We start from the raw sequence: 24304 nt of genomic DNA on the forward strand, positions 1-24304 counted from the left end.
CTCAGCTCTCCCGGGTCAGGTTGTCCGCGTCGTAGCGCGGTTCGCAGAACCTGCCGCCGACGTGCGAGTGGGGCAGCGCCGACAGATCGGGCTCGTCGTCGCCGAGCACCTCCGCGGCGTACGCCTCCGCGTCGTCGCGCGGCTCGAAGCCGATGGCGCGTCCCTCGTCGAGGGACCACCAGCGGCGGGTGTTGGCCGACACGCCCCACACCACGTGGAAGCCCTCGGCGGCGATCGCGGCCTCCACCAGCCGCGCGCAGTCGTCCGGCGACAGCCAGGTCGACAGCATCCGGGCGTCCCTCGGCCGCTCGAAGCACGAGCCGATGCGCAGGCAGGTCACCGCCATGCCGTACCGGTCGTGGTAGAGCGAGCCGAGCGCCTCCTTGGCGACCTTGCTCACGCCGTAGTAGGTGTCGGGTCGTGGGAACAGATAGTCGGGCACCTCGTCCGTCCTCGGCTGGAAGCCGACGGCGTGGTTGCTGCTGGCCAGCACGACGTGCCGCACGCCCGCGCGCCGCGCGGCCTCCAGCACGACGTAGGTGCCGTTGATGTTGGCGTCGAGGATCTGCTGCCACGGGCGCTCGACGCTGTGCCCGCCGAGGTGGAGGATCGCGTCCACTCCGTCCACCGCCTTGGCCATCGCGTCCGGGTCGGTCAGATCGGCCGCGAGCGCCTCCTCACCCGGCCCGGCCTCGATCGGGACCAGGTCGAGCAGGCGCAGCACGCGCCCCTCGCGGGCGAGCCGGGGCCGGAGCAGGGTGCCCACACCGCCCGCCGCGCCGGTCATGAGAATACGCATATGTCTCCCCTCGGACTCCGGCCGGGCCGACGCCGGCCGGTGCGCCGTCAGCGCTCGTGGTGATCATCTGTTGATCGCTCTGATGGTGCCTCCGGTGTCTCCGCCGACCCGTGCCCGCTTTGGGGTTGTCCAGGCAGACCTTGACACCGTTCCGACCGATTTTTACAGTGGCCGGAGCCCGTTCACAATGCTGGCTGTGATTCACATTCATGAATGCGATGACCGGACGCCTCTCCGCGGCGAACGGCCCGTCGTTCCCTGTCATTCCCGCACCTCCCCGTCCGGACCGGGCGGGACGGGGCACGACAAGATTGAGTGGATACATGCATCTTGATGGCGTTCTCTTCTTTCCGGTGACCCCGTTCCGGGCCGACGGCGCGCTCGACGAGGAGACACTGGGCCGGCATGTCGAGCGGGGGGTGAGCTCGGGCGCGGGCGCGGTGTTCGCCGCCTGCGGCACGGGCGAGTTCAACGCGCTCGACCTGGACGAGTACGAGCGGGTGGTGCGGATCGCGGTCGAGGCGACGGCCGGGCGGGTGCCGGTCGTCTCGGGGGCCGGGGGCGCGCTGCCGTTCGCCCGGTCCTGCGCACGGGCCGCCGAGCGGGCCGGCGCGAACGGGCTGCTGCTGCTCCCGCCCTATCTCGTGAACGCCCCCGTGGAGGGCATGGTGCGGTACTTCCGGGAGGTGGCCACGACGACCGGCCTCCCGTCGATCGTCTACCAGCGGGGCACCGCCCGCTTCACCCCGGACGCCGTGGTGGAGCTCGCGGGTGTGCCGCAGATCACCGGCTTCAAGGACGGGCTGGGCGACCTCGACCTCATCCAGCGCATCGTCCTCGCCGTGCGGGGGGCCGCCGGAGACGACTTCACGTTCTTCAACGGGCTCCCCACGGCCGAGATGACCGTGCCCGCCTACCGCGGCGCGGGCGTCAAGCTCTACTCATCCGCCGCCTTCTGCTTCGTGCCCGAGGTCGCGCTCGGCTTCCACAAGGCCGTCACCGCCGGCGAGGACGACCTGGCCAACCGGCTGCTGGCGGACTTCTACCGGCCGCTGGTCGAGCTGCGCGACCGCGTCCCCGGATACGCCGTCTCGCTGGTCAAGGCGGGCGTGAGGCTGCGCGGCCTTCCCGCGGGCCCGGTGCGCCCCCCGCTGGTCGACGCCGCGCCGGAGCACGTCGCCCGGCTCGAAGAGATCATCACGCGTGGACTGGAGATCGTCGGATGCTGATCAGAGAGGTCCGCGTCACCCCGGTCGCCTTCCGGGATCCCCCGCTCCTCAACGCGATGGGCGTGCACCAGCCGTGGGCGCTGCGCACGATCGTCGAGGTGGTGACAGACGAGGGACTCACCGGCCTCGGCGAGACCTACGGCGACCTCGACCACCTGGAGAAGGTGCGGGACGCGGCGGCCTCGATCACCGGTCTGGACGTCTATCACCACAACGCCGTCTACGCCGCGGTGGCCGCGGCCGTCGGCGCCGACGTGGTCACCGACCTGCACGGGCTCACCGGCGCGGCCAGCCGGGTGAAGACCGTCGACCGGGTGTTCTCCCCCTTCGAGGTGGCCTGCCTCGACATCAAGGGCAAGGCCGCCGACCGGCCGGTCGTCGACCTCCTGGGCGGCCGGGTGCGGGACGCGGTGCCGTACAGCGCCTATCTGTTCTACAAGTGGGCCGGGCACCCGGGCGCGCCCGAGGACGCCTTCGGCCCGGCGCTCGACCCCGCCGGCCTGGTCGAGCAGGCCCGCGTGTTCGTCGGCCGGTACGGCTTCCAATCGATCAAGCTGAAGGGTGGCGTGCTGCCGCCGCGTCAGGAGGCCGAGGCGATCCTCGCGCTGCGGGAGGCCTTCCCCGAACACCCCCTGCGCCTGGATCCGAACGCCGTCTGGAGCGTGGACACCTCGATCGAGGTGGGCCGCCGGCTGGCCGGGGTGCTCGAATACCTGGAAGACCCCACAGACGGCATCGACGGCATGGCCCGGGTCGCCGGCGAGGTCCCGATGCCGCTGGCCACGAACATGTGCGTGGTCACCCCCGAGCACCTGCCCGAGGCGATCGAGCGGCGCGCGATCGGCGTGCTCCTGATCGACCACCACTACTGGGGCGGCCTGGTGCGCTCGGCCCACATCGCGACGCTGTGCGCGACCTTCGGGATCGAGCTGTCCATGCACTCCAACTCCCACCTGGGGATCAGCCTCGCCGCGATGACGCACCTGGCGGCGGCCACCCCGTCCATCACCCACGCCTGCGACACCCACACGCCCTGGCAGGACGGCCAGGACGTGATCGCCCCCGGAGCTCTCCGGTTCGCGGACGGCGCGGTGCCCGTGCCGGACGGGCCGGGGCTCGGCGTCGAGCTCGATCGCGACGCGCTCGCCGTGATGAACGAGCAGTATGAGAAGTGCGGGATCCGTGCCCGTGACGACGTGACGTACATGCGCGCCGTCGACCCGTCCTTCTCCACCAGGAGGCCCCGCTGGTGAACGTCGTCTACGCCTACCCCTGGGACATCGTGGGCGATCCCGAGGCGGCCGGCCGTCTCAAGGGGGTCGGCGCGGACGCGGTGGCGCTCGCGGCGTCGTATCACACGACCCGCGCCGCCACGCCGCTGCATCCCGCGCACCGGCTGGTCGACGCCAGGCACTCCGCCTGCTACGTCCCGGTACGGCCGGAGGCGTGGCGGGGCGCCCGGCTGACGCCCGCCGGCGCGCCCTGGGTGGCCTCCGCCGACCCGTTCGGCGAGGCCCGCGACGCCCTGCGCGACGCGGGCCTGCCGGTCCACGCGTGGACGGTGCTCACCCACAACAGCCTGCTGGGCACGGCCAACCCCGATCTGGTCGTGCGCAACGCCTTCGGCGAGGCATACCCGTACGCGCTGTGCCCGGCGGCGCAGGAGGTGCGGGACTACTGCGCGACCCTGGTCCAGGAGATCGTCGAGCTCGGCCGGCCCGACGCCCTCATCCTGGAGGCCTGCGGCGCGCTCGGCTTCCGCCATGGCGGCCACCACGAGAAGACGGACGGCGCCGACTGGTCGCCCGCCCAGGTCGCGCTCCTGTCGCTGTGCTTCTGCGCGGCCTGCGCGGCCCGATATGAGGCGGCCGGGCTCGATCCGGCGTGGCTGCGCGGCCTGGTCAGGAAGGGCGTCGACGGGGCGGCGCCCTCGGTGGAGGACGCCCTCGGCGGCACCGCGGACACCGTGCGCGGCCTGCGCACGGGCCTCGCCGGGGAACTGCGCGACCTGCTGCTCGGCCGCGCCCGCTCACTGCGGCCGGGCATGCCGATCGCGCTGCACGCCAGCGCCGACCCGTGGGCGACCGGCCCCTTCGCCACCGTCGCCCCCGGCGTGGACGCCGACCTCCTCGTCGGCAACTGCTGGAACGCGCTCGAGGTCGACGAGGCGGGCCTGCGGGCGCTGGCCGCGCTCGGCCGCCGGGTGGGCGCCTATCTGCTGGCCCTTCCGCCGCGCCCGGCCGACGGAGCGGCGCTGTCGTGGCTGGCCGACTCCTACACGGCCGCCGGAGCGCAGGAGATCCACTGGTATCACGGGGGCCTCGCGTCGGCGGCCCGGCTGGAGGCGATCGCACGGGCGATCGCCAGATCTCCGCAATAGGCGACAATCGAACGCATGCGGTTCGGGATCCTCGGCCCCACTGAGGCGTGGCACGGCGACGGCCGACCGGTCCCCGTGGGCGGCCCCGGCCTGCGGGCCCTGCTCGGGCTGCTGCTGCTCGACGCCGGGCGGGTCGTCACCGTCGAGCGGCTCATCGACGGCCTCTACGGCGCCGAGGCGCCCGCGGGCGCGGCCAACGCCCTGCAGGCGCAGGTCTCCCGGCTGCGCAGGCACCTCGGCGACCTGGTGGTGCGGCACCCGGCGGGCTACACCCTCGCCGTCGAGCCCGACGACGTCGACGCGCTGCGGTTCGAGCGGCTGGCCGCCGAGGGGCGGCGGGCGCTCGCCGCGGGCGATCACCCGTCGGCCGCCGCCCGGCTGGAGGAGGCCCTCGCGCTCTGGCGGGGACCGGCGTTCGCCGACGTGACGGAGGCGCCGTTCGCGGCCCGGCAGGCGGACCGGCTGGAGGAGTCGCGGCTGTCGGCCGCCGAGGACCTCGCGGAGGCCGGGCTGGCCCTCGGCCGCCACGACGACCTGCTGCCCGGACTGCGCCGGCGGGTGGCCGCCCACCCCTTGCGCGAGCGGTCGCGCGGCCAGCTGATGAGAGCCCTCTACGCCGCGGGCCACCAGGCCGAGGCGCTGGCCGCGTACGAGGAGGGCCGCCGGAGGATCGCCGACGAGCTGGGCGCCGACCCCTCCCCCGAACTCGCCGCGATCCACCTGGCGATGCTCAGGTCTGACCCGTCGCTGTCGCCCGCGGCGCCCGTCCGCCGGTCGCCGCCCGTGCCGCTCACCCCGCTCATCGGGCGCGACGCCGAGCTCGCCCGGGTCGAGGCCCTGCTCGCCGAGGCGCGGCTGGTCACGCTGACGGGCCCCGGCGGCACCGGCAAGACCAGGCTCGCGGCGGAGGCGGCCGCGAGCCGCCCCGGGGACATGTGCTTCGTCGAGCTGGCGCCCCTCACGGACGGCGCCGACGTGCCGCAGGCCGTCCTGTCCGCGCTGGGGCTGCGGGAGAACACGCTGCCCGGCGGCGCCGGCTCGGTGCGCGCGCCCGCGGATCCGGCCGCGCGGCTGAGCGCCGCCCTGTCGGCCCGGTCGATGCTGCTCGTCCTCGACAACTGCGAGCACGTCGTCGAGGACGTCGCCCGGCTGGCCGACCGCCTGCTCCGCTCCTGCCCGTCCCTGCGGGTGCTCGCGACCGGCAGGGAGGCACTCGGCATCACCGGCGAACGGCTGCTGCCCGTCCCGCCGCTGGAGCTCCCGCCCGGCGGCACGCCGCCCGAGGACGCGCTGGCCTACCCGGCCGTCCGGCTGTTCGCCGAGCGGGCCCGTGCCGTACGGCCCGATCTGCGGCTCGACCCCGTCGAGGTCCACGACGTGGTGCGGATCTGCCGCGCCCTCGACGGGCTGCCACTCGCCATCGAGCTGGCCGCGGCGCGGGCCCGCGCGCTTCCGGCCGCCGTGATCGCCTCGCGGCTGAGCTCGCTGGCCGGCCCGTTCTCCGTGCTGTCGCGCGGCAGCCGTACGGCGGAGCCGCGGCACCGGACGCTGCGCGCGGTAGTCGAGTGGAGCTGGGACCTGCTCGACGAGGCCGAGCGCACCCTGGCCAGGCGGCTGACCGTCTTCGCGGGCGGCGCCACGCTGGAGGCGGCCGAGCGGGTGTGCGGGCTGCCGGACACCGACGGCGTGCTCGCCTCGCTGGTGGACAAGTCGCTCGTCGAGGTGTCCGGCGACCGCTACCGCATGCTGGGGACCATCCGGGCGTTCTGCGCGGAACGCCTGGCCGACGCGGCCGAGGACACGGCGCTGCGGCGGGCCCACCTCGACTACTTCCTCTCCCTCGGCCGGGAGGCCGATCCCCGGCTGCGCGGCCACGAGCAGATCGAGTGGCTCCGGCGGCTGGACGCCGAACACGGCAACCTGCACGCGGCCCTGCGCCGGGCGGCCGAGGACGGCGACGTCGCGGGCGGCCTGCGGCTGCTGGCGGCCACCCTCGGCTACTGGATGCTGCGCGGCATGCGCACCGAGGCCGCGGGCCTGGCGGAGGAACTGCTCGCCGCGGCCGGGCCGCGGCCTCCGGCCGGGCTTGAGGAGGAGTGGGAGCTGGCCGTCTACATGACCGCCTGGGGGTCGGGGGACGGCGGGCGCGACCACCGGCTGGCCGACGCCCTCGCGCGGGTGGACGCCCGCGCCGGAGTCCCCCGGCAGCCGTACCTGCTGGTCCTGCAGGCGACGGTCGACGGCCCGCCCAGCCGAGAGGCGACGCGGAAGCTGGAGCAGCGGTACGCCGTCATGCGGGCCGACCCCTGGACCGACGCGCTCGGCGTGTTCAGCATCGGCTATCTCCATCTGTTCGACGGCCGCCTGACCGAGGCCGAGCAGGCGGTGACCGCGGCGCTGGGGCAGTCGCGGGAGGTCGGCGACCGCTGGCTGATCGCGCTGATGCTGAGCGCCCTGGCCGACGTCGCCGCGTGGCGGGGAGACTACGCGCGCGTCGAGTCCCTGACGGGGGAGAGCCTGGCCCTGGTCGAGACGCTCGGAGCGTGGAGCGACGTGGCGGAGACGCTGTGCCGCCGCGGCGTGGCCCGGATGCGCCGGGGAGCTCGGGCGGAGGCCCGCGCCGACTTCGAGCGCGCGGCCGATCTGGCCCACAGGGTGGGCGCCCCGGAAATGGTGGCCGAGGCCCTGCTCGGTCTCGGCGAGATGGCCCGGCTCACCGGTGACGGCGGCGAGGCGCGGCGGCTCCTGGAGAGCGCCCTGGCCGAGTGCACGGCCGGGTGGTTCACGGCCGAGGAGACCCGTTCACGCGTCTACCTGGCGCTGGGCTTCACCGCCGAGATGGCGGGCGCCGCGGCCGAGGCGCTCGCCTGGCACCGGCGGGCGCTCACCACGGGCTTCGGCGTCCGCAACCTGTCTGCCGGCGCGCGGGTGGCCGAGGGACTCGCCGGGGTGGCGCTGCTCGAAGGCGACGGCGATCGGGCGGCGCGCCTGCTGGGCACGGGAGCCGCGCTGCGCGGGCGGCCCTTCGACGAGGATCCCGACATCCGCCGCATCACGGCGGGGTGCCGCGCCCTGATCGGCGACGCCGCCTTCGAGTCCCTGTACGGAGGGGCACGCGAGGCGACCGCGGGACGGGTCCGGGCGGCCACCGACGACCCGGTGCCCGCGCTCGCCCTCATCGAGGGGGACCTGACCGCCCCTGAGCCGCCCTGAGCCGGTGAGCCCGGCTGACGAGCGCTGACCGTCGCGGAGGTGCGGCGTCAGCGCCCGGTGGGCGGCTCGTCAGCGTGGCCCCCGACGCTGACGCCATGACCGAGACCTCGCGCAAGTGGGGCACGCTCGCCGTGTGCTGCGTAGCCGTGCTCCTGCTCTCCATCGACCTCACCGTGCTCCACCTGGCCCTGCCCCGGCTGCAGCGCGACCTGGCCCCGTCCGGCACCCAGTTCCTGTGGATCGCGGACATCTACGGCTTCGCCCTCGCGGCGCTGCTGGTGACCATGGGCAACGTCGGCGACCGGATCGGACGCCGGCGCCTGCTCCTCATCGGCGCCGCGGCCTTCGGCGCCGCCTCCGCGCTGACCGCCTACGCGCCCTCCCCCGGGCTGCTGATCGCGGCGCGGGCGCTGCTCGGCGTGGCGGGCGCGACGATCATGCCGTCGACGCTGTCGCTGGTCCGCAACGTCTTCACCGATCCGAAGGAGCGCACCACCGCGGTCGGCGTCTGGAGCAGCGTGTCGGCCGTCGGGTTCGCGGTGGGGCCGATCGTGGGCGGCGCGCTGCTCGACCACTTCTGGTGGGGCTCGGTGTTCCTCGTCAACCTGCCGGTCGTCGCGCTCATCCTCGTCGCCGGCCCGCTCGTGCTGCCCGAGTCGCGCAATCCCCGGCCCGGGCGGCTCGACCTGGCCGGTGTCCCGCTGTCGGCCGCGGGCGTGCTCGGCCTCATCTACGCGCTGAAGGAGGCCACCCACGGCGGCGTCGCGCAGGTCTCCGTGATCGCCTCCGCCGCCATCGGGGTGGCGGCCCTGGTCGTGTTCGTACGGCGGCAGTCGCGGCTGGCCGAGCCGCTCATCGATGTCCGGCTGTTCCGGCGCCGGGCGTTCTCCGCCACGGTGGCCGCCGAACTCGTCGCGGTGTTCGCCATGCTGGCCATGTCGCTGGTCTTCGCGCAGTACTTCCAGCTCGTCCTCGGCTGGTCGCCCCTGGTGGCGGCGCTCGCGGGCATGCCGGGCGGGCTCGCCGGCGGGGTGGGCGGCGCCCTGTCGGGGACACTGGTCCACCGGTGGGGACGGGCCCCCGTGGTGTCGCTCGGCCTCGTCCTGGCGGCCGGGGGGTTCGTCGCGTTCAGCCGCATCGGCGTGACGGCGGACTACCCCTACCTGCTCGCCGCGATGATCGTGCAGGGCGCCGGGATGGGGTTCACCTTCGCCGTGACCAACGACACGCTGCTCGGCTCCGTCCCGAAGGAGCGGGCGGGCGCGGCGGGCGCGATCTCGGAGACGGCGCACGAGCTGGGCGGGGCCCTCGGCATCGCCGTCCTCGGCACGGTTCTGAACGGCGCCTACCGCGACGGCCTGCGCCTGCCCGCCGGGCTGCCCGCGCAGGTCGAGGCGCCGGCCCGTGACACGCTCGCCGGCGCGCTCGGCGCCGCGTCGCGGCTGCCCGGCGACGTGGCGGAGGTCGTGACCGGCGCCGCCCGCCGGGCGTTCGTGGACGCGATCCATGTGACGACCCTCACCGGAGCCGGAGTCCTGATCCTCCTGGCCGGCGTCGCGCTCGTCGCCCTGCGCGGCGTGCCCAAGGTGATGCCGGAGTACGACGAGCCCCACGACGTGACCGCCGAGGCCCGCTGACGGGCCGCCGCGGGGCCCGGCCGGTCAGCTCACCATGGACAGCCAGCCGGCGTGGACGCCGTCGAAGGGACCGGCCCCGGCGCCCACCGCCGTCATCAGCCAGGCGGCCGACCGCTCCGCCTGGCCGATGACGTCGTCCGGATATCCGTACCTGACCCGGTGCTCGGCGAACTCGTCCTCGTCGTCGAGCTCAACCCGGCCGTCCCGGAAGCGGATCACGTCGAGGTCCAGGTCGACCATGGTCACCTCGCCGTCCCGCCACTCCGGGACCGTGCTGACGTCGCAGTAGATCTCCGGATCGTGCGGCGCCGCGTTGAAGGACGCCGTCCACCACGCGTCCCTCGGGAACAGCATGACGGAGGCGTGATGGAAGACCGTTGGCGGCTCGTGGCCCCGCCGGGCGAGCATCCCCGCGGGGCAGCCGATCCAGATTCCGTGTTCGTCCTCCCCCAGCAACCGGCCGGGGTGATTCCAGTGCAGAGATCCGCCGTACTTGCGATAGACCACTCTCAGCTCGGACACGGGCGGGACGCTATGTCACGCCCGTCTCCGAGCACAACCGGTTATCCGGTCAGACCTCGACGACCACCGGAATGATCATCGGGCGGCGACGGTAGGTGTCGCTGACCCACCGGCCCACCGTACGGCGGATGGTCCGGCGCAGCTGCAGATCGTCGGCGACGCCGGCCGCGGCGACCTCCTGAAGCGCCGCCTCGATCTGCGGGATCACCGCGTCGAACGCCTCCGGGTCGATGCCGGAGCCGCGGGCGGTGATCTCCGGACCGCCGGTGAGCTTGCCCGTGGTGGAGTCGACGACCACGACGACGGAGATGAACCCCTCGTCGCCCAGGATGCGCCGGTCCTTGAGCGCCACGTCGGTGATGTCGCCCACCGAGGTGCCGTCCACGAACACGTACCCGCAGGGGACGGCCCCGACGATCCGCGCCTGTCCGTCGATCAGGTCGACCACGACGCCGTCCTCGGCGATGACGATGTTGTCGTCGGGCACGCCGGTCAGTCCGGCCAGCCGGGCGTGGGCCCGCAGGTGGCGCCACTCCCCGTGCACCGGCATGAAATTGGACGGCTTGGTCAGGTTGAGCACGTAGAGCAACTCCCCCGCGGCCGCGTGGCCGGAGACGTGCACCCGCGCGTTGCCCTTGTGGATGACCCGCGCGCCCCATCGGTTCAGGCCGTTGATGACCTTGTTGACCGCCGTCTCGTTGCCCGGCACCAGCGACGACGCGAGCAGCACGGTGTCGCCGGCGGCGATCCGGATCGGGTGGTCGCGGTTGGCCATCCGGGACAGCGCGGCCATCGGCTCGCCCTGTGAGCCGGTGCAGATCAGCACCACGTCCTCCGGCGGCCGCTCCTCGATCTCGCGCGAGTCGACCAGGAGGCCGGCGGGCACCTTCAGGTATCCCAGCTCGCGGGCCACACCCATGTTGCGGACCATCGACCGCCCGATCAGCGCGACCTTGCGGCCGTGCTTCTCCGCGGCGTCCATGATCTGCTGCACGCGGTGGATGTGCGAGGCGAAGCTCGCGACGATGATGCGTTTGTCGGCCGTGCGGAAGACCTCGTCGATGACCGGGGCGATCTCCCGCTCGCTGGTGACGAAGCCGGGCACCTCCGAGTTGGTGGAGTCGGACATCAGCAGGTCGACGCCCGCCGCGCCGAGCCGGGCGAACGCCCCCAGGTCGGTCAGCCGTCCGTCCAGCGGGAGCTGGTCCATCTTGAAGTCGCCGGTGTGCAGCACGATGCCGGCCGGCGTCCTGATGGCGACCGCGAGCGCGTCGGGGATCGAGTGGTTGACCGAGATGAACTCGCACTCGAACGGCCCGAACGACCGCTGCTCTCCCTCCACGACCTCGATCTTGACGGGCTGGATCCGGTGCTCGGTCAGCTTGCTCTCGATGAGGGCGAGCGTCAGCCGCGACCCGACCAGCGGGATGTCCCTGCGCTCACGCAGCAGGTACGGGACGGCGCCGATGTGGTCCTCGTGGGCGTGCGTGAGCACGACCGCCTCGATGTCGTCGAGCCGGTCCCGGATGTACTCGAAGTCGGGCAGGATGAGGTCCACACCCGGCTGATCCGGCTCGGGGAACAGCACGCCGCAGTCCACGACGAGCAGCCGTCCCTCGTACTCGAAGACCGCCATGTTGCGGCCGATCTCGCCGAGACCGCCCAGCGCGACGATGCGCAGGGCGTGCTCGGGCAGCGGCGGGGGCGGGCCAAGCTCGGGATGGGGATGACTCATGCCGCCCCCCCGCGTCGCGACCCGCCCGGCCGGCCGGGATGTCTCTGCTGGACGTGCCCGGCTCGTTCGCTGTGTGCTCTCATGCGCGCCCCTCGTGGACTTCGCGCCGATCAGCACGGCCGGTTCTGTTGTCTCTCTCGCTCATTCGACTCCATCTGCTGTTCTAACGATCGACAAGTTTGAGGCCTCCCGCGACGAGGTCCTCGCGGAGCACGGCGACCTGCTCCTCGGTGGCGTCCACGAGCGGCGGGCGGACATACCCGCCGTCCTGGCCGACCAGCCCGAGAGCGGCCTTCGTCATGATCGCGCCCTGCGTGCGGGTCATGATCCCCGTGATGACCGGCAGCAGCCGGCGGTGGACGGAGAGCGCCGCCGCCACGTCCCCGGCGCGGTACGACTCACCCATCGAGGCCAGGTCGGCGCCCGCCACGTGGCCCACGACGCTGACGAGGCCGGTCGCGCCGACCGACAGCCAGGGCAGGTTGAGCTGGTCGTCGCCCGAGTAGTAGGCCAGGCCGGAGGCCGCCATCACCCGCGAGCCCTCGAACAGGTCGCCCTTGGCGTCCTTCACGGCGACGATCCGCGGATGCTCGGCCAGCCGCAGCAGCGTGTCGGCCGCGATCGGGACCCCGGTGCGTACGGGGATGTCGTAGAGCATCACCGGCAGGCCGGTCGCGTCGGCGACGGCCGTGAAATGCCGGAGGACACCCTCCTGCGGAGGCCTGTTGTAGTACGGGCATACCACCAGGAGCGCGTGAGCCCCGGCGCGCTCGGCCGTGCGGGCGAGTTCCACGCTGTGGCGGGTGTCATAGGTCCCCGCTCCGGCGATCACGACCGCGCGGTCGCCCACGGCCTCGAGGACGGCGCGGAGGATGCGCTCTTTCTCCTCGTCCGTGGTGGTCGGAGACTCGCCTGTCGTGCCGCTGACGACCAGACCGTCGTTGCGCTGCTCGTCGACCAGATATGCGGCGAGCCGCTGGACGCCCTCGTAGTCTACGGCGCCGTCAGAGGTGAACGGCGTGACCATGGCGGTCAGCATGCGGCCGAGGGGGGCGTCGGAGGTTCCAGTTGGCGATGCCATAGACGGAACGCTACCCGGATCCACGCCGCCGATGGACCGCGCCACCCCGTTATGGTCGGGGTTTATACGGCGAATGCGGGAACCGCCGCCGTTTCCGGGCGATAGCGGCGTCTCCCGCTCCCCTGGACCGAGATCGTCAGACGACGATCCGGGCGGTTCGCCACCACCCCGGCAGCGGAAGAGGCCGCTGATATGTGCTCGGGGGTACACACATCAGCGACCTCTATCCGGAGAATCGGGTCGCCTTACGCCCGCGTTACAGTCCGATGGGAAGAATTTTCCGGATGGTCCCCGGCACGCTCCGTCACACAGCCATACCGGTGATCAGCTTGTACCAGACCGGCTCCATACGCGCCGTCACAAGGCGGTCGGTCTCCGCGATCTCGAACTTCCGGGCGCTCCGGTCCGTCCGCCGGACGAAGAGCAGCCCTCCCGCGGCGCACAGCTCGTAGATGACCGGCATGCACTCGCAGGTGTGGCGGCGCACCCGGACGCGATCGCTACGGCCGGCGGGGGCGAGCCACCTGATCTTTATGTGCTCCATCTGGAGGGACGCGACGTGCAGGCCGTGATAGGGGGCCGGGAGGGGCAAATCCGCACCTGACCGCCTAACTCCAGATTGGCCCATTTGCCGACCTTTCACCGCGCAAAGTTGGCATCACAGGTCGGCGCCGTTACTCTCGGTTGCCCGTCGAATACGCCAAGATTGGGAAACCTCGTCACCCCTCCAGGGATGGATTGATGGCCAACTCTGATCCGGTCTACCTGCGCGTAGTCGAGGACCTCCGCCGCCAGATCGTCGACGGGACGCTCCCTCCGGGCGCGCCGATCCCGTCCAGACACCAGATCACCAGGAAGTACAGCGTCGGCGAGACGGCAGCCCGTCACGCCCTGCGTGTGCTCGCCCAGGAAGGTCTGATCATCGGACGCGTGGGGTCCGGCCACCGCGTGCGGGAGAAACCGACCCTGCTCCCGCTCCACCGCACCCGCGCCACCGAGCCGCAGGCCGCGTTCGCCTCGGACATGCAGTCCGGCGGGCGGCACCCCAGCTGCACGTGGCGCAGCGAGCTCGCCGAGGCGCCTCCGGGCATCGCCCAGCGTCTGCGGATCGGCGAATGGAGCCCGGTCATCCGCGTCCGCTCCGTCTTCCGCGGGGACGGCAAGCCGATGCAGCTCCTCACCAGCTACGAACCGGTCGAGCCGGGCCAGAGCCAGGCGCCCGAGGAGGGCGCGGCCGAGCGCAGGAGCGCGGCGTTCCGGCTGCCGCCCGGCGGCGCCGCGGTCACCGACATCACCGAGACCGTGCACGTCCGGGTGCCCGAGCCGACCGAGAGCGACCTGCTCGAGCTCCCCGCGGGAGTGCAGGTCCTCCATGTCGAGCGCACGTACTGGGCGGGCGGGCGGCCGGTGGAGACGAGCGACGCCGTCATCCCCGGTGACAGATTCCGCCTGGTGTACGGCATCCCCACCCCCCTCTGACTGTCGGTGCCCGCTGGTAGAACCGTTCCGGATCCCCCATCCGGAGGTGCCGATGCGCGTCAAGGACATGCCCCCCACCGACCAGCCGCGCGAGCGGCTGCTGAGTTCGGGAGCGGGGGCACTCGCCGACCGTGAGCTGCTCGCACTGCTGCTCGGCTCGGGCAGCAGAGGGGTGAGCGCGGTCGAGTTGGCGTCGCAGCTCATCGCGCACTGCGGCGACCTCGGCGAGCTGTCGCGGTCCGAGGCGCACCGGCTGCTGGCGGTTCCGGGGGTCGGTCCCGCGAAGGCGGCGCGCGTCGCCGCGGCGTTCCATCTCGTGAGGCGGGCCCAGGCCGAGCCGGAACGGAGCCGGATCACCTGCTCGGCCGACATCGCCTCGACCGCCGCTCCCCTCCTCCACGGACACCCGCGGGAGCGGCTCGTCGCGGTGATCTGCGACGGTCGCGGGGCCGTGCTGCGGCGCGCCCTGGTCAGCGAGGGCGGCGGCGACCACACTCCGGCTCCGGTCCGGGACATCATCACCACCGTCCTCCTCTCCGGCGGGGCCGCCTTCGGCCTCGCCCACAACCATCCGGGCGGATCGCTCGAACCGAGCCGCGCCGACATCGAGGTCACCGCCCGCGTGCACGAGGCCGCCGAGACCGTCGGCCTCCGCTTCCTCGACCACGTGATCGTCACCGACACCGCCTGGCGCCGGGTGCCGTCGCGTCCTCCCATGGACACATGAGCGATACTACGTCTAGTTGTATCGCTCCGTCTAGGACAGAGCAAGACGCCTAAACAGACATAGCCAGACAGAGGGGCTCGTAACCGGTCGCCTATCGTTCGAGCGTGCTCGACCACGACGGTGACACCCATCTCTACGTGCAGATCGCCGACATCATCCGGGAGCAGATCCGGCGCGGCGAGCTTCCGCCTGGGCACCCCATCCCGAGCGAGGCCGCCGTCCAGAGCGAGTTCGGCGTGGCCCGCACGACCGCACGACGCGCCTTCCACCTGCTGCGCGAGGAAGGCCTGATCTATACCGTGCAGGGCGAGGGCACGTTCGTGAGCTCACCGGACTCCGCCCCGAGGAAGCCGCGCACGATCCCGATGTACCGGAAGATCGCGGACGACGTCGTCGACGCGATCCGCGGCGGCGACCTGCTTCCCCGCCGTCCCATCCCGAGCGAGACGGCCCTGGTGCAGAAGTACGAGGTGGCGCGCGAGACTGCGCGGCGGGCGATCGCTCTCCTCCGTGAGCGGGGCTGGGTCTACACGGTGCCCCAGCGAGGCAGCTTCGTCTCACCGGAAGACGCGTGGCCGCGGGATTAGCGATGTCTTAGCCCGACCGGCCGGACGGCTGCGCCCTTCACAGGGCGGCCCCATCCCGTACGCCGAATCTCGTACCCGCGCCACCATCCGCAGGCGGATGCCGGGGACGGGCCCGCCTGCCAGGCTGCGGCCATGCGGAGACGAACACCATTGCTGATATTCACCGTCGCGATTGTCGCCACCGTGGTGCTCGTCTATCCGTACCTGGGCCTCGACATGGAGAGCAGCCGCCTCGACGTGAGCGGCGGCCTCCACTACTACGTGCTGGTGGGCCACATCGGGACCGCCGCGGTCGCGCTGGTGATCGGGCCCCTGCAGTTCATGGCGAAGGTGCGGGCGCGGCGGCGGATCCACCGGGCGCTCGGCCGGATCTACCTCCTCGCCGGGGTGCTGCCGTCGGCGGTGACCGTGATCCCGGTCGCGATCTGGTCGGGCCGCCTCCTGACGCAGATCGGCCTCACGACCGCGGCCGTCCTGTGGCTGATCACGGGCGGCCTCGCCTACCGGGCCGCTCGCCGGCGCGACTTCGCCGGCCATCGGAACTGGATGATGCGCAACTACGCCCTGACGTTCCTGGCGGTCACCTCGCGCGTCCTGGTTCCCCTGCTTCTGGTGGCCCAGATCCCCTTCCGCGGAGCCGAGGCGGGATCGATGGGAGATCTCGCGACCACGATGATTCCGATCGGCCAGACCTTGGGCTGGATCGTCAACCTGGTGCTGGCCGAAGGCATCATCAGGCGGCGCGGCGTCCGTCGGCCATTCCAGCGCACGTGGCTCAGTTGATGAGGGCCATCGCCTTGTCACCCAGGCCCACCGGGGCGGTCTTCGGGTTGCCCGCGTCGAAGGGCGGCCGGGGGTCGTACTCGATCGCGAGCTGCACGGCCTGCGCCGTCTCCGCATCGCGCATCGAGGCCAGCAGAGTCAGCGCCATGTCGATGCCGGAGGACACGCCCGCCGCCGTCACGACCCTGCCGTCGATCACCACGCGCTCGCTGACCGGCTCGGCGCCGAAGCCGGCGAGCTGGTCGAGCCACCCCCAGTGGGTCGTCGCCCTGCGGCCCTTCAACAGCCCCGCCGCGCCCAGCAGGAAGGAGCCGCTGCACACCGAGGTCGTCCACAGGGTCCGCTCGTGAGCCCGCGTGATCCAGCCCAGCAGCTCCGCGTCGGACAGCGCCTCGATCGTCCCGGGTCCCCCCGGCACGACGGTCACGTCCGGCGCGGGCAGGTCGCGGTACGACGCGGTGGCCGCGAGGCTCAGGCTTCCCCGGTCGTCGACCACCGGCCCCGGCTCGGCCGCGACGAACGTGACCGTGCAGCCCGGCGCGAAGGCCAGCACCGTGTACGGCCCGACGGCGTCGAGCGCGGTGAATCGGGGATAGAGGGGGATGGCGATCTTCATGCTCTGGTGCCTTCCTTGGATCGGAACCGGCGGCGGTAGTCGCCGGGCGAGACGCGCCAGTGGCGGCGGAAGACCCGATAGAGGGTCTCGGGAGCGCCAAGGCCCGACTCCCTGGCCACTCTGTCGAGGGGGTGACCGGTGGTCTCCAGCAGCCGCCGGGCGGCGTCGGCCCTGCTGCGTTCGACGTACCTGCCGGGTGAGACCCCGGTCTGCTCGGTGAAGACGCGCGAGAAGTGCCGCTCGCTCATCCCGGCCCTCCGGGCGAGCGCGGGCACACTCAGGTCCTCGGCCGGGTTGGCGTCGACGAACGCCTGGATATCGCGCAGCGGCTCGGCGCGCGGGACGGCGGCCCGCATGGGGACGCTGAACTGGCTCTGCCCACCCGGACGGTGCAGGTACACCACGAGTCCGCGGGCGACGTTCCGGGCGAGCGTGTGACCGTGGTCGCCGGCCACGAGCGCCAGGGCGAGATCCACTCCCGAGCTGACCCCGGCCGAGGTCCAGACGTTCCCGTCGCGGATGTATATGGGATCGGCGTCCACCTCGACATCCGGATAGCGGTCGGCCATCTCCCCCGCGACCAGCCAGTGGGTGGTCGCGCGCCTGCCCCCGAGCAGCCCGGCCTCCGCGAGGAGGAAGCTCCCGTTGCAGACGGAGGCGACGCGCCGGGACCCGGCCGCCAGCCGGGCGACGCCCGCGACCAGCTCCCGATCGCGCAGGTGCTCCGGCACCGACAGCCCGCCGATGACCAGCAGCGTGTCGATCGGCCCCGCGACCTCGGCCAGCGGAGTCTCCGCGAAGGTCGCGATCCCGTTGTGGGCCGGGACGGCCCCGGCGCGCACGGCCGTCACCTCGATCCGGTAGCCGGGCTCCGGAACGAGCAGATTCGCCGTGGTGAAGACGTCGGCCGGGCCGGCGAGGTCGAACATCTGGAAGCCATCGAAGATCACGATGACCACGCGTCGCTGCATGCCCCCAATGCTTGCGAGCGGGGCTCGATGGCGTCAACGACACAGATCTTGCATATCGCGCCACGCCCCCCGCACCGGGTGCGTACGGGGCGGTGACGAATCCTCACTCCTCGCCGGAGAACCGCCCCCAGGCGGACTGGCGGGTCATGCCGAGGGCGGCGCCGATCCTGGCCCAGGTGACGCCCCGATCCCTGAGGCGCAGGACCCACGTGCGCAGGTCCGCCTCGACCTGGGCGCCGACGGCGGCGACGCGGGGCAGGAGTTCGAGGATCTGCTCGTCGGTCATGGCGTCGGGCCAGGGGATCTCGGACGGCGACTTCCCTTCGCTCTCCATGTCCAGGATCTGGACGCACAATCCGACGCATTCATTGCAGATGTGGACGCCGGCTCCGGCGATCAGTTTGGCGACGTCCGTCTTGGGCTTGCCGCAGAAGGAGCAGCGGATGTCCTGCTGGGTGAGAGAGGGAGCGGGCATGGGGGGCCTCCGTGATTGTCAGGCTTGTCCTGACACGGGACACTAGTACGTCAGGCTGCGCCTGACAAGCGGACGCCCGCAGGGGCGCTCAGGACGCCCGGACGCCTCCGGCCGCGGGCCCGTCCAGGAGCGGCAGCCGGAGGACGAACAGGGCGCCTCCCGGCGAGTCCTCCACGCACAGGGTCCCGGCGTGGTCGTGGGCGATCTCCCTGCTGAGCGCGAGGCCGAGGCCGCTGCCGCCGGGGTCGCGCCTGCGGCCGTCGTCCAGGCGCACGAACCGTTCGAAGACGCGCTCACGATCGGCGGGCGCGATGCCGGGGCCGTCGTCCAGCACGCTGAGGACGGCCCGGTCGCCGACCGGCTCCAAGGTGACCACGACGCCCGACTCGGCGTGCCTGCGCGCGTTGCCGAGCAGGTTGTCCACCAGGCGGATCAACCGGATCCGCGAACCGTGGACCCGTACGCCGGGAACGGCGTGGACGCGCACCGGCACCCGTCCGGGGGACGCGGCCTCCTCGGTCACGAGGGCGCCCAGGTCGATCGCCTCGCGCTGCCCGTGGTCGACCGCGAGGCGGGCGAACGCGAGCAGGTCGTCGACGATGGCCTCCAGGCGGCCGGTGACCGTCAGAGCGCCCCGCACGGTCTCGCGGGGGTCGACGTCGCCGGGGTAGAGAATCGCCTCCTCCAGACTCGTGCGCAGGCCCGTGATCGGGGTCCTGAGCTCGTGGGAGAGGGTCGACGAGAATCGGCGCTGCCGCTCGACCTCCGCGTCGAGCCGGGCGAGAGTGCGGTTGGCGGTGCGGGCGAGCATGGCGATCTCGTCGTCGCCGGCGGGCACGGGCACCCGGAGGCTCAGGTCGCTCACGGTGATCTCGGCGATCCGTTCCCGGATGACCGCCACAGGGCGCAGCGTCCGGCCCACGGCCCACCACGTCATCCAGGCGACCGTGACCGTGACCAGGACGGCCGCCACAGCGGTCAGATACTCCAGGTCGCCGGTGGCGAGGACGGACGGCTCCAGCGTGCCGGCGAAGACCGTGGGCGCGTCGGCCGCGGGCGAGACCCGGTTCGCCATGAGGATCAGGCACCGGCCCCGCGGGCACTCGATCCGCGGCTGGAGCCGGTCGTACGCCGGAGGCCGGAACCGGCTCACCGCCGGCAGGTCGGCCGCCTGGGGACTCGCGTCCAGCACCCGGCCGTGGAGGTCGACCAGCTGGATCAGGTCGACGTCACGCGTGGCGGGGATGGGGCGCGGCGCGCCCCCGTTGCGCACCGCCGCGCTCCACCGCGCCGCGGTGCGTTCGGCCTGGAAGAGGATCTCGCTTCTGATCTTGTAGCGGACCGCCACGTCGATCACCAGCCCGACCACGATCAGGACCGCCATCGACACGACGGCCGTGGTCACCGCGTACCGTCCCCGGATCGATCGGAGGGGTGGCACCATCCGTCGCCCTGCGCTCCCCTTCCGCCGCGGCGGCACGCTCGTCATCCGTGAGCCGCGCCGGAGCCGCGGGCGCGTTCGTCGCGCGACCCCTTGGGGAGGGGGCCCGCGTTCGGCGGAGAGTCGGGTGCGCGTGCTGACACGACATCACCGTACGCACGAACGGGCCGCGCCAACCTGGCCGAGCCATTCCTAGGATGCCGGGGCCCCGGAGCGGCGCCGCGCGTCATGCCGCTCGTCCCCCGCGCTCCGCCCGTCCGCCGGGCGGGGACGGCGGAGCACGGTGGCCCCGACGGCGAACGCGGCCACCAGCAGCGCGGCGGCGACGACGAAGGCGAGGCGGTAGCCTCCGGCCAGCGCCTCGGCCTCTCCGGCTCCGGCGTCCAGCAGGTGCGCGGTGCGGCCGGCCGCCAGCGTGGACAGCACCGCCACCCCGGCGGCCATGCCGATCTGCTGGGTGGTGGTGAACAGGCCGGACACCAGGCCCGCGTCGTCCGCCCTGGCCCCGGACATGCCGAGGGTGGTGAGGGCCGGGAGCACCAGGCCGCCGCCCGCGATGAGCAGCATCACCGGCAGCAGGTCGGTGACGTAGGCGGCGTCCGTCGGGACGCGGGTGAGCCACGCCATGGCCGCGAGCAGCGACACCAGGCCGGACAGCAGGACGGCGCGGGCGCCGAAGCGCGTGCTGAGGCGGGCGGACGCGAAGAGGGACACCCCGCCGATCGCCACCGCGGCGGGCAGCATCGCCAGCCCGGTGCGCAGTGCGCCGTATCCGAGGACCCGCTGCATGAAGAGCGCCACGAGGATCTGGAACGCGAACATGGCGGCCAGGCTGAGGACCTGGACGGCGTTGGCCCCGGCGACCTCGCGGGAGCGCAGGACGCGCAGCGGCATCAGCGGTGTCCGGGCGGTGGCCTGGCGGACGGCGAACCCGGCCAGCAGAGCGACCGACACCGCGCCGAGCCCGAGGGTGCGCGGGGCGGCCCAGCCGTACTCCTCGACCTGGACCACCGCGTAGAGCCCGAGCATGAGCCCGGCCGTGACCAGCACGGCGCCGAGACCGTCCGCGCCGGCGGCCAGCCCGGCGCCCCGCTCCGCGGGCAGCGCGCGGACGCCCAGGACGATGGTCGCCAGCCCGATCGGCAGGTTGATGAGAAAGATGGAGTTCCAGCCAAGGGCGTCGGTGAGCACCCCGCCGAGAACCGACCCGATCGAGGCGCCGGCCGCACCGGTGAAGCTGAAGACGCCGATGGCCCTGGCCCGCTCTCCCGGCTCAGGGAAGGTCGTGACCAGGATGCCGAGCACGACCGCGGACGCCATGGCGCTGCCCACGCCCTGCAGGAAACGCGCGGCGATCAACATCGCCGGCCCGGCCGCCGCTCCCGCGAGGAGGCTGGCGGCGGTGAAGACCGCGTTACCGGCCAGGAACATCGTCTTGCGCCCGAGCAGGTCGCCGAGACGACCGGCCAGCAGGAGGAGTCCGCCGTACGCGATCAGGTACGCGTTGACGATCCAGCTCAGGCCGGCCGCGGAGAAGCCGAGATCACGCTGGATCGCGGGCATCGCCACGGTCACGATGCTGCCGTCGAGCACCGTCATGAGCATCGTGGCGGACAACACTCCGAGAGCCAGCCGGCGGGCCGGGGATCCGGTGTGCCGGGAGGGGGTGTGCGACATCGGTCGCCTCCTGTCCAGATGAGGAACAGAAGAGACCGTAGCATATTGTTTTGTTGCAGACTATCCTTCTCGGATCAAGTTCGCTGGCGCGCCCTCCGGGTCGCGACGGGCGCCTCGACGGGAGCGGCGAGATGATCCTCCGCCAGCCGGGTCAGGGCGCGGACGAGCACCTCGCGCTCCCCCTCCGGCAGTGAGTCGAGGACGGCCCGGTGCACGCCGTCGACGATCTCCATGCTCCGGCGGACCGTCTCGGCACCCCGGTCGGTCACCACGACGACGCGGGCGCGCCGGTCACCGCTGGACGGGCGCCGCTCGGCGAGCCCCGCCTTCTCCAGGGCGTCGACCGTGACGACCATCGTGGTCTTGTCCATGTCGCCCAGCTCGGCGAGCTGGATCTGGGTCCTCTCCTCCCCCACGGCATGGACCAGCACGCAGTGCATGCGCGCCGTCAGACCGATCTCGGCGAGCGCCGCCGCCATCCGGGTGCGCAGCACGTGACCTGTGTGATCGAGCAGGTAGGACAGGTCCGGCTGAGCGCGCTTCGGGGCCATGGCGGTCATGCGTCCAGACTACCTAATCCGTCCGGTACGGAACTATCCGCAACGGACTCGGCACCGACCGTCCGAGGACCCGCCCCCGGCGGCGGAGCGGGACGACGACCACGCCGACACGGCCCTGATGCCGTAGTGGTGTGATGACATTTCATGACCTCTCGCTGTCGTACAGTGGTCACGAGGGGTGATCGACAATGACGGGCCCGGCGGAGCTGCTTCGCGACTTCGTGAACACCTACGACGTCGAGCAAGACGCCGACGAGCTGGCCTCACCGGCCGATCTGTCCGTGTGGCTGCGCGAGCGGGGCCTGATCGGCGACGGCGACCGCGCGCTCGACGAGGACCTGGCGCTCGCCGGCCGGCTGCGGGAGGGGCTGCGCCACGTGCTGCGCCTCAACCACGACGGCGGACCCTACGGCGCCCTGTCCGAGCTGGACGCGGCGCTGGCCGCGCTCCCCGTGCGCGTCACGCTCGCCGGAGGCGTCCCGGCGCTTGTCCCGGTGGCCCCCGGCGTGGCGGGGGGGCTCGCCCGGGTCGCCGGCATGATCTCCGCGGCCCACGCCGACGGCACCTGGGCACGGCTGAAGGTATGCGCCGAGCACACCTGCCAGTGGGCCTTCGTCGACTCCTCCAAGAACCGGTCACGCTCCTGGTGCTCGATGCGGGTCTGCGGAAACCGCACCAAAACACGGGCATATCGGGCACGACGCCAGGCGGAAGGTACGCCGAGGCCTTCCTGACCAGTACGGTGTTACAGGCAAAGAAAGGAGCCGGCCGAATGGGTGTTAGAGCTGCCCGCCTCGAGGACGTCGACGCGGTGACGAGCACCCAGATCCGTGCGTGGAAGACGGCCTACCGAGACTTCCTTCCTCCGGGGCCGTTGGAGCAGATGACGGGCCCGGCAGCGGAGAAGATGTGGCGCCGGCAGTGGGAGGAGGCCATTCTGGCTCCGCCCACCCCCCGTCACCGGGTACTGGTGGCGGTCGAGCGAGTGGTCCCCGACACCGACGCGTTCACCGCGCTCGGGCCGGGCGGCGTTCTGGCGACCGCGGCCCAGCGCGCCTCCGACCGGGTCGTGGGGCTCGCGTCGCACGGTCCCGCCGAGGACCCGGACCTGGACCCGTCCACCACCGCCGAACTGCTGACGCTGCTCGTCGATCCCAACCACATCCGGCGCGGACACGCCAGCCGGCTGCTCAACGCCACGGTGGACCACCTGCGCGAGGACGGCTACAGCATGGTCGTGACCTGGGTGTTCGCCGACAACTACCCGATGCTCGGCTTCCTGGAGTCGGGCGGCTGGGGCGAGGACCAGGCGGAGCGGGTGCTCGACATGGGCCGCCCGATCCGGATGATCCGCCTGGGCACCGACATCAGCTGATCGCCTCTCCCGGGGCCGTCGCGGTCACCGCCGATCCGGTCGATATGGTGGTGCACCGATCGCGAACACCCCAAATCCCCGCGATTTGGCGGGGGCAGGAGAAGGAAGTCACGTGGCCACCCCAGCTCAGTGGATCGCCGGCGCGCGTCCCCGCACCTTGCCCGCCGCCGTAGTGCCCGTCGCCGTGGGGACGGGCGTCGCCGTCGCGGAGGACGGCGCGGTCTGGTGGCGCGCGCTGCTCGCCCTGTTCGTCGCGCTGGCCCTGCAGGTGGGCGTCAACTACGCCAACGACTACAGCGACGGCGTCAAGGGCACCGACAGGGGCCGGGTGGGGCCGATGCGGCTGGTCGGTTCCGAGGCCGCGGCGCCGAAGGACGTGCTGGCCGCCGCCCTGGGCTGTTTCGCCGCCGCCGCGGTCGCGGGCCTGGTGCTCGTCGTGGTCACCGGAGCGTGGTGGCTGCTGCTGGTCGGGCTCGCGTCGATCCTGGCCGCGTGGTTCTACACCGGGGGCGCGCGGCCCTACGGCTACCGCGCCCTCGGCGAGATCTCGGTCTTCGTCTTCTTCGGCCTCGTGGCCGTCGTGGGAACGACCTACGTCCAGGCGGAGCGGCTGAGCTGGCTGTCCGTCCTGGCGGCCGTCCCCGTCGGGCTGCTCGCCTGCGCACTGCTCATGGTCAACAACCTGCGCGACATCGTGACCGACGGGCCCGCGGGCAAGCGCACGCTGGCCGTGGTGCTGGGCGACTCGCGCACCCGTCTGACGTACGCGGCGACCCTGGTCCTGCCGTTCGTCTTCGCCGTCGTCCTCGCCCTGAGCCGGCCGTTCGCCGCGATCGCCCTGCTCGCGCTGCCGCTCGCCGTCTCCCCGATCAGGACGGTGCGGGACGGCGCCACGGGCCCGGCCCTCATCGCGACGCTGCAGCAGACCGGACGGCTCCAGCTCGTCTTCGGCGCCCTGCTCGCCCTGGGATTGGCGCTCTGACTCTCCGGTGGTACGGCTCGGCGAGCCGTACCACC

At 72.7% G+C, this 24304-nt stretch carries 23 protein-coding genes; 12 read left to right on the forward strand and 11 right to left on the reverse strand.

Annotated elements, in window-relative coordinates:
* Position 1 precedes the first annotated feature (1 nt).
* Positions 2-799 carry an NAD-dependent epimerase/dehydratase family protein gene (locus JOL79_RS03140; RefSeq protein ID WP_210154049.1) on the reverse strand — a complete coding sequence of 266 codons (798 nt, stop codon included), beginning with the start codon at positions 797-799 and terminating at the stop codon, positions 2-4.
* A 323-nt stretch (positions 800-1122) separates the two neighbouring features.
* Between JOL79_RS03140 and JOL79_RS03145 the strand changes: the two genes are divergently transcribed.
* The 5 genes from JOL79_RS03145 to JOL79_RS03165 all read left to right on the forward strand — a co-directional run bounded on the left by JOL79_RS03145 (position 1123) and on the right by JOL79_RS03165 (position 9258).
* Positions 1123-2028: a 5-dehydro-4-deoxyglucarate dehydratase gene (locus JOL79_RS03145; protein ID WP_210154050.1), complete on the forward strand. Its 906-nt coding sequence runs from the start codon at positions 1123-1125 to the stop codon at positions 2026-2028.
* Positions 2022-3281 (forward strand): glucarate dehydratase family protein, encoded by a 1260-nt coding sequence (locus JOL79_RS03150; protein WP_210154051.1) that lies wholly within the window; start codon positions 2022-2024, stop codon positions 3279-3281. The genes JOL79_RS03145 and JOL79_RS03150 overlap by 7 nt, the downstream gene beginning before the upstream one ends.
* Positions 3278-4408, forward strand: a complete 1131-nt coding sequence (locus JOL79_RS03155) for a glycoside hydrolase family protein (RefSeq protein ID WP_210154052.1) — start codon at positions 3278-3280, stop codon at positions 4406-4408. The genes JOL79_RS03150 and JOL79_RS03155 overlap by 4 nt, the downstream gene beginning before the upstream one ends.
* 15 nt (positions 4409-4423) lie before the next feature.
* On the forward strand, positions 4424-7621 hold the full coding sequence (locus JOL79_RS03160; protein ID WP_210154053.1) for an ATP-binding protein: 3198 nt from the start codon (positions 4424-4426) through the stop codon (positions 7619-7621).
* A 95-nt stretch (positions 7622-7716) separates the two neighbouring features.
* Complete coding sequence (locus JOL79_RS03165; RefSeq protein WP_210154054.1) at positions 7717-9258, forward strand: MFS transporter; 1542 nt, start codon at positions 7717-7719, stop codon at positions 9256-9258.
* A gap of 24 nt (positions 9259-9282) precedes the next feature.
* Here JOL79_RS03165 and JOL79_RS03170 read toward each other — a convergent pair whose 3' ends face one another.
* The 4 genes from JOL79_RS03170 to JOL79_RS03185 form a co-directional block, all read right to left on the reverse strand.
* A complete protein-coding gene (locus JOL79_RS03170; RefSeq protein ID WP_210154055.1) occupies positions 9283-9780 on the reverse strand; it encodes a DUF402 domain-containing protein in 498 nt (165 codons plus the stop codon).
* 49 nt (positions 9781-9829) lie between these two features.
* Positions 9830-11515, reverse strand: a complete 1686-nt coding sequence (locus JOL79_RS03175) for a ribonuclease J (RefSeq protein WP_210154056.1) — start codon at positions 11513-11515, stop codon at positions 9830-9832.
* 163 nt (positions 11516-11678) lie between these two features.
* Positions 11679-12596, reverse strand: coding sequence for a 4-hydroxy-tetrahydrodipicolinate synthase (gene dapA, locus JOL79_RS03180; protein ID WP_210154057.1), 918 nt, complete (start codon positions 12594-12596; stop codon positions 11679-11681).
* Positions 12597-12900: 304 nt separating this feature from the next.
* Entirely contained in the window at positions 12901-13188 is a 288-nt protein-coding gene (locus tag JOL79_RS03185; RefSeq protein WP_230984030.1) for a hypothetical protein, read from the reverse strand.
* 149 nt (positions 13189-13337) lie between these two features.
* On the opposite strand from JOL79_RS03185, the gene JOL79_RS03190 reads away from it, so the two are divergent.
* From JOL79_RS03190 to JOL79_RS03205, 4 genes are all read left to right on the forward strand, one after another.
* On the forward strand, positions 13338-14075 hold the full coding sequence (locus tag JOL79_RS03190; RefSeq protein WP_210154059.1) for a GntR family transcriptional regulator: 738 nt from the start codon (positions 13338-13340) through the stop codon (positions 14073-14075).
* A 52-nt stretch (positions 14076-14127) separates the two neighbouring features.
* Positions 14128-14802 (forward strand): JAB domain-containing protein, encoded by a 675-nt coding sequence (locus JOL79_RS03195; RefSeq protein WP_210154060.1) that lies wholly within the window; start codon positions 14128-14130, stop codon positions 14800-14802.
* A 104-nt stretch (positions 14803-14906) separates the two neighbouring features.
* Positions 14907-15389: a GntR family transcriptional regulator gene (locus JOL79_RS35315; protein WP_210154061.1), complete on the forward strand. Its 483-nt coding sequence runs from the start codon at positions 14907-14909 to the stop codon at positions 15387-15389.
* Between the two features lie 132 nt (positions 15390-15521).
* Positions 15522-16172 carry a DUF2306 domain-containing protein gene (locus JOL79_RS03205; RefSeq protein WP_210154062.1) on the forward strand — a complete coding sequence of 217 codons (651 nt, stop codon included), beginning with the start codon at positions 15522-15524 and terminating at the stop codon, positions 16170-16172.
* Here JOL79_RS03205 and JOL79_RS03210 read toward each other — a convergent pair.
* The 6 genes from JOL79_RS03210 to JOL79_RS03235 form a co-directional block, all read right to left on the reverse strand.
* Positions 16165-16788: a DJ-1/PfpI family protein gene (locus JOL79_RS03210; protein ID WP_210154063.1), complete on the reverse strand. Its 624-nt coding sequence runs from the start codon at positions 16786-16788 to the stop codon at positions 16165-16167. The two genes, JOL79_RS03205 and JOL79_RS03210, sit on opposite strands and share 8 nt — an antisense overlap.
* On the reverse strand, positions 16785-17759 hold the full coding sequence (locus tag JOL79_RS03215; RefSeq protein ID WP_210154064.1) for a GlxA family transcriptional regulator: 975 nt from the start codon (positions 17757-17759) through the stop codon (positions 16785-16787). Before JOL79_RS03215 ends, JOL79_RS03210 begins: the two co-directional genes overlap by 4 nt.
* Positions 17760-17862: 103 nt before the next feature.
* The gene (locus JOL79_RS35320; RefSeq protein ID WP_210154065.1) at positions 17863-18234 is read right to left on the reverse strand and encodes a ClpX C4-type zinc finger protein; all 372 of its coding nucleotides are present in this window, start codon (positions 18232-18234) and stop codon (positions 17863-17865) included.
* Positions 18235-18322: 88 nt separating this feature from the next.
* On the reverse strand, positions 18323-19639 hold the full coding sequence (locus JOL79_RS03225) for a HAMP domain-containing sensor histidine kinase (protein ID WP_307848278.1): 1317 nt from the start codon (positions 19637-19639) through the stop codon (positions 18323-18325).
* Positions 19640-19867: 228 nt separating this feature from the next.
* Complete coding sequence (locus JOL79_RS03230; protein ID WP_210154067.1) at positions 19868-21352, reverse strand: MFS transporter; 1485 nt, start codon at positions 21350-21352, stop codon at positions 19868-19870.
* A gap of 74 nt (positions 21353-21426) precedes the next feature.
* Positions 21427-21912: a MarR family winged helix-turn-helix transcriptional regulator gene (locus JOL79_RS03235; protein WP_210154068.1), complete on the reverse strand. Its 486-nt coding sequence runs from the start codon at positions 21910-21912 to the stop codon at positions 21427-21429.
* A gap of 188 nt (positions 21913-22100) precedes the next feature.
* Between JOL79_RS03235 and JOL79_RS03240 the strand changes: the two genes are divergently transcribed.
* The 3 genes from JOL79_RS03240 to JOL79_RS03250 all read left to right on the forward strand — a co-directional run bounded on the left by JOL79_RS03240 (position 22101) and on the right by JOL79_RS03250 (position 24269).
* The gene (locus JOL79_RS03240) at positions 22101-22646 is read left to right on the forward strand and encodes a CGNR zinc finger domain-containing protein (RefSeq protein WP_210154069.1); all 546 of its coding nucleotides are present in this window, start codon (positions 22101-22103) and stop codon (positions 22644-22646) included.
* Positions 22647-22684: 38 nt separating this feature from the next.
* Complete coding sequence (locus JOL79_RS03245) at positions 22685-23287, forward strand: GNAT family N-acetyltransferase (protein WP_210154070.1); 603 nt, start codon at positions 22685-22687, stop codon at positions 23285-23287.
* A gap of 112 nt (positions 23288-23399) precedes the next feature.
* Complete coding sequence (locus JOL79_RS03250) at positions 23400-24269, forward strand: 1,4-dihydroxy-2-naphthoate polyprenyltransferase (RefSeq protein ID WP_210154071.1); 870 nt, start codon at positions 23400-23402, stop codon at positions 24267-24269.
* Positions 24270-24304 lie beyond the last annotated feature (35 nt).

It is taken from the genome of Microbispora oryzae (genome assembly GCF_017896165.1).
GTDB lineage: Bacteria > Actinomycetota > Actinomycetes > Streptosporangiales > Streptosporangiaceae > Microbispora > Microbispora oryzae.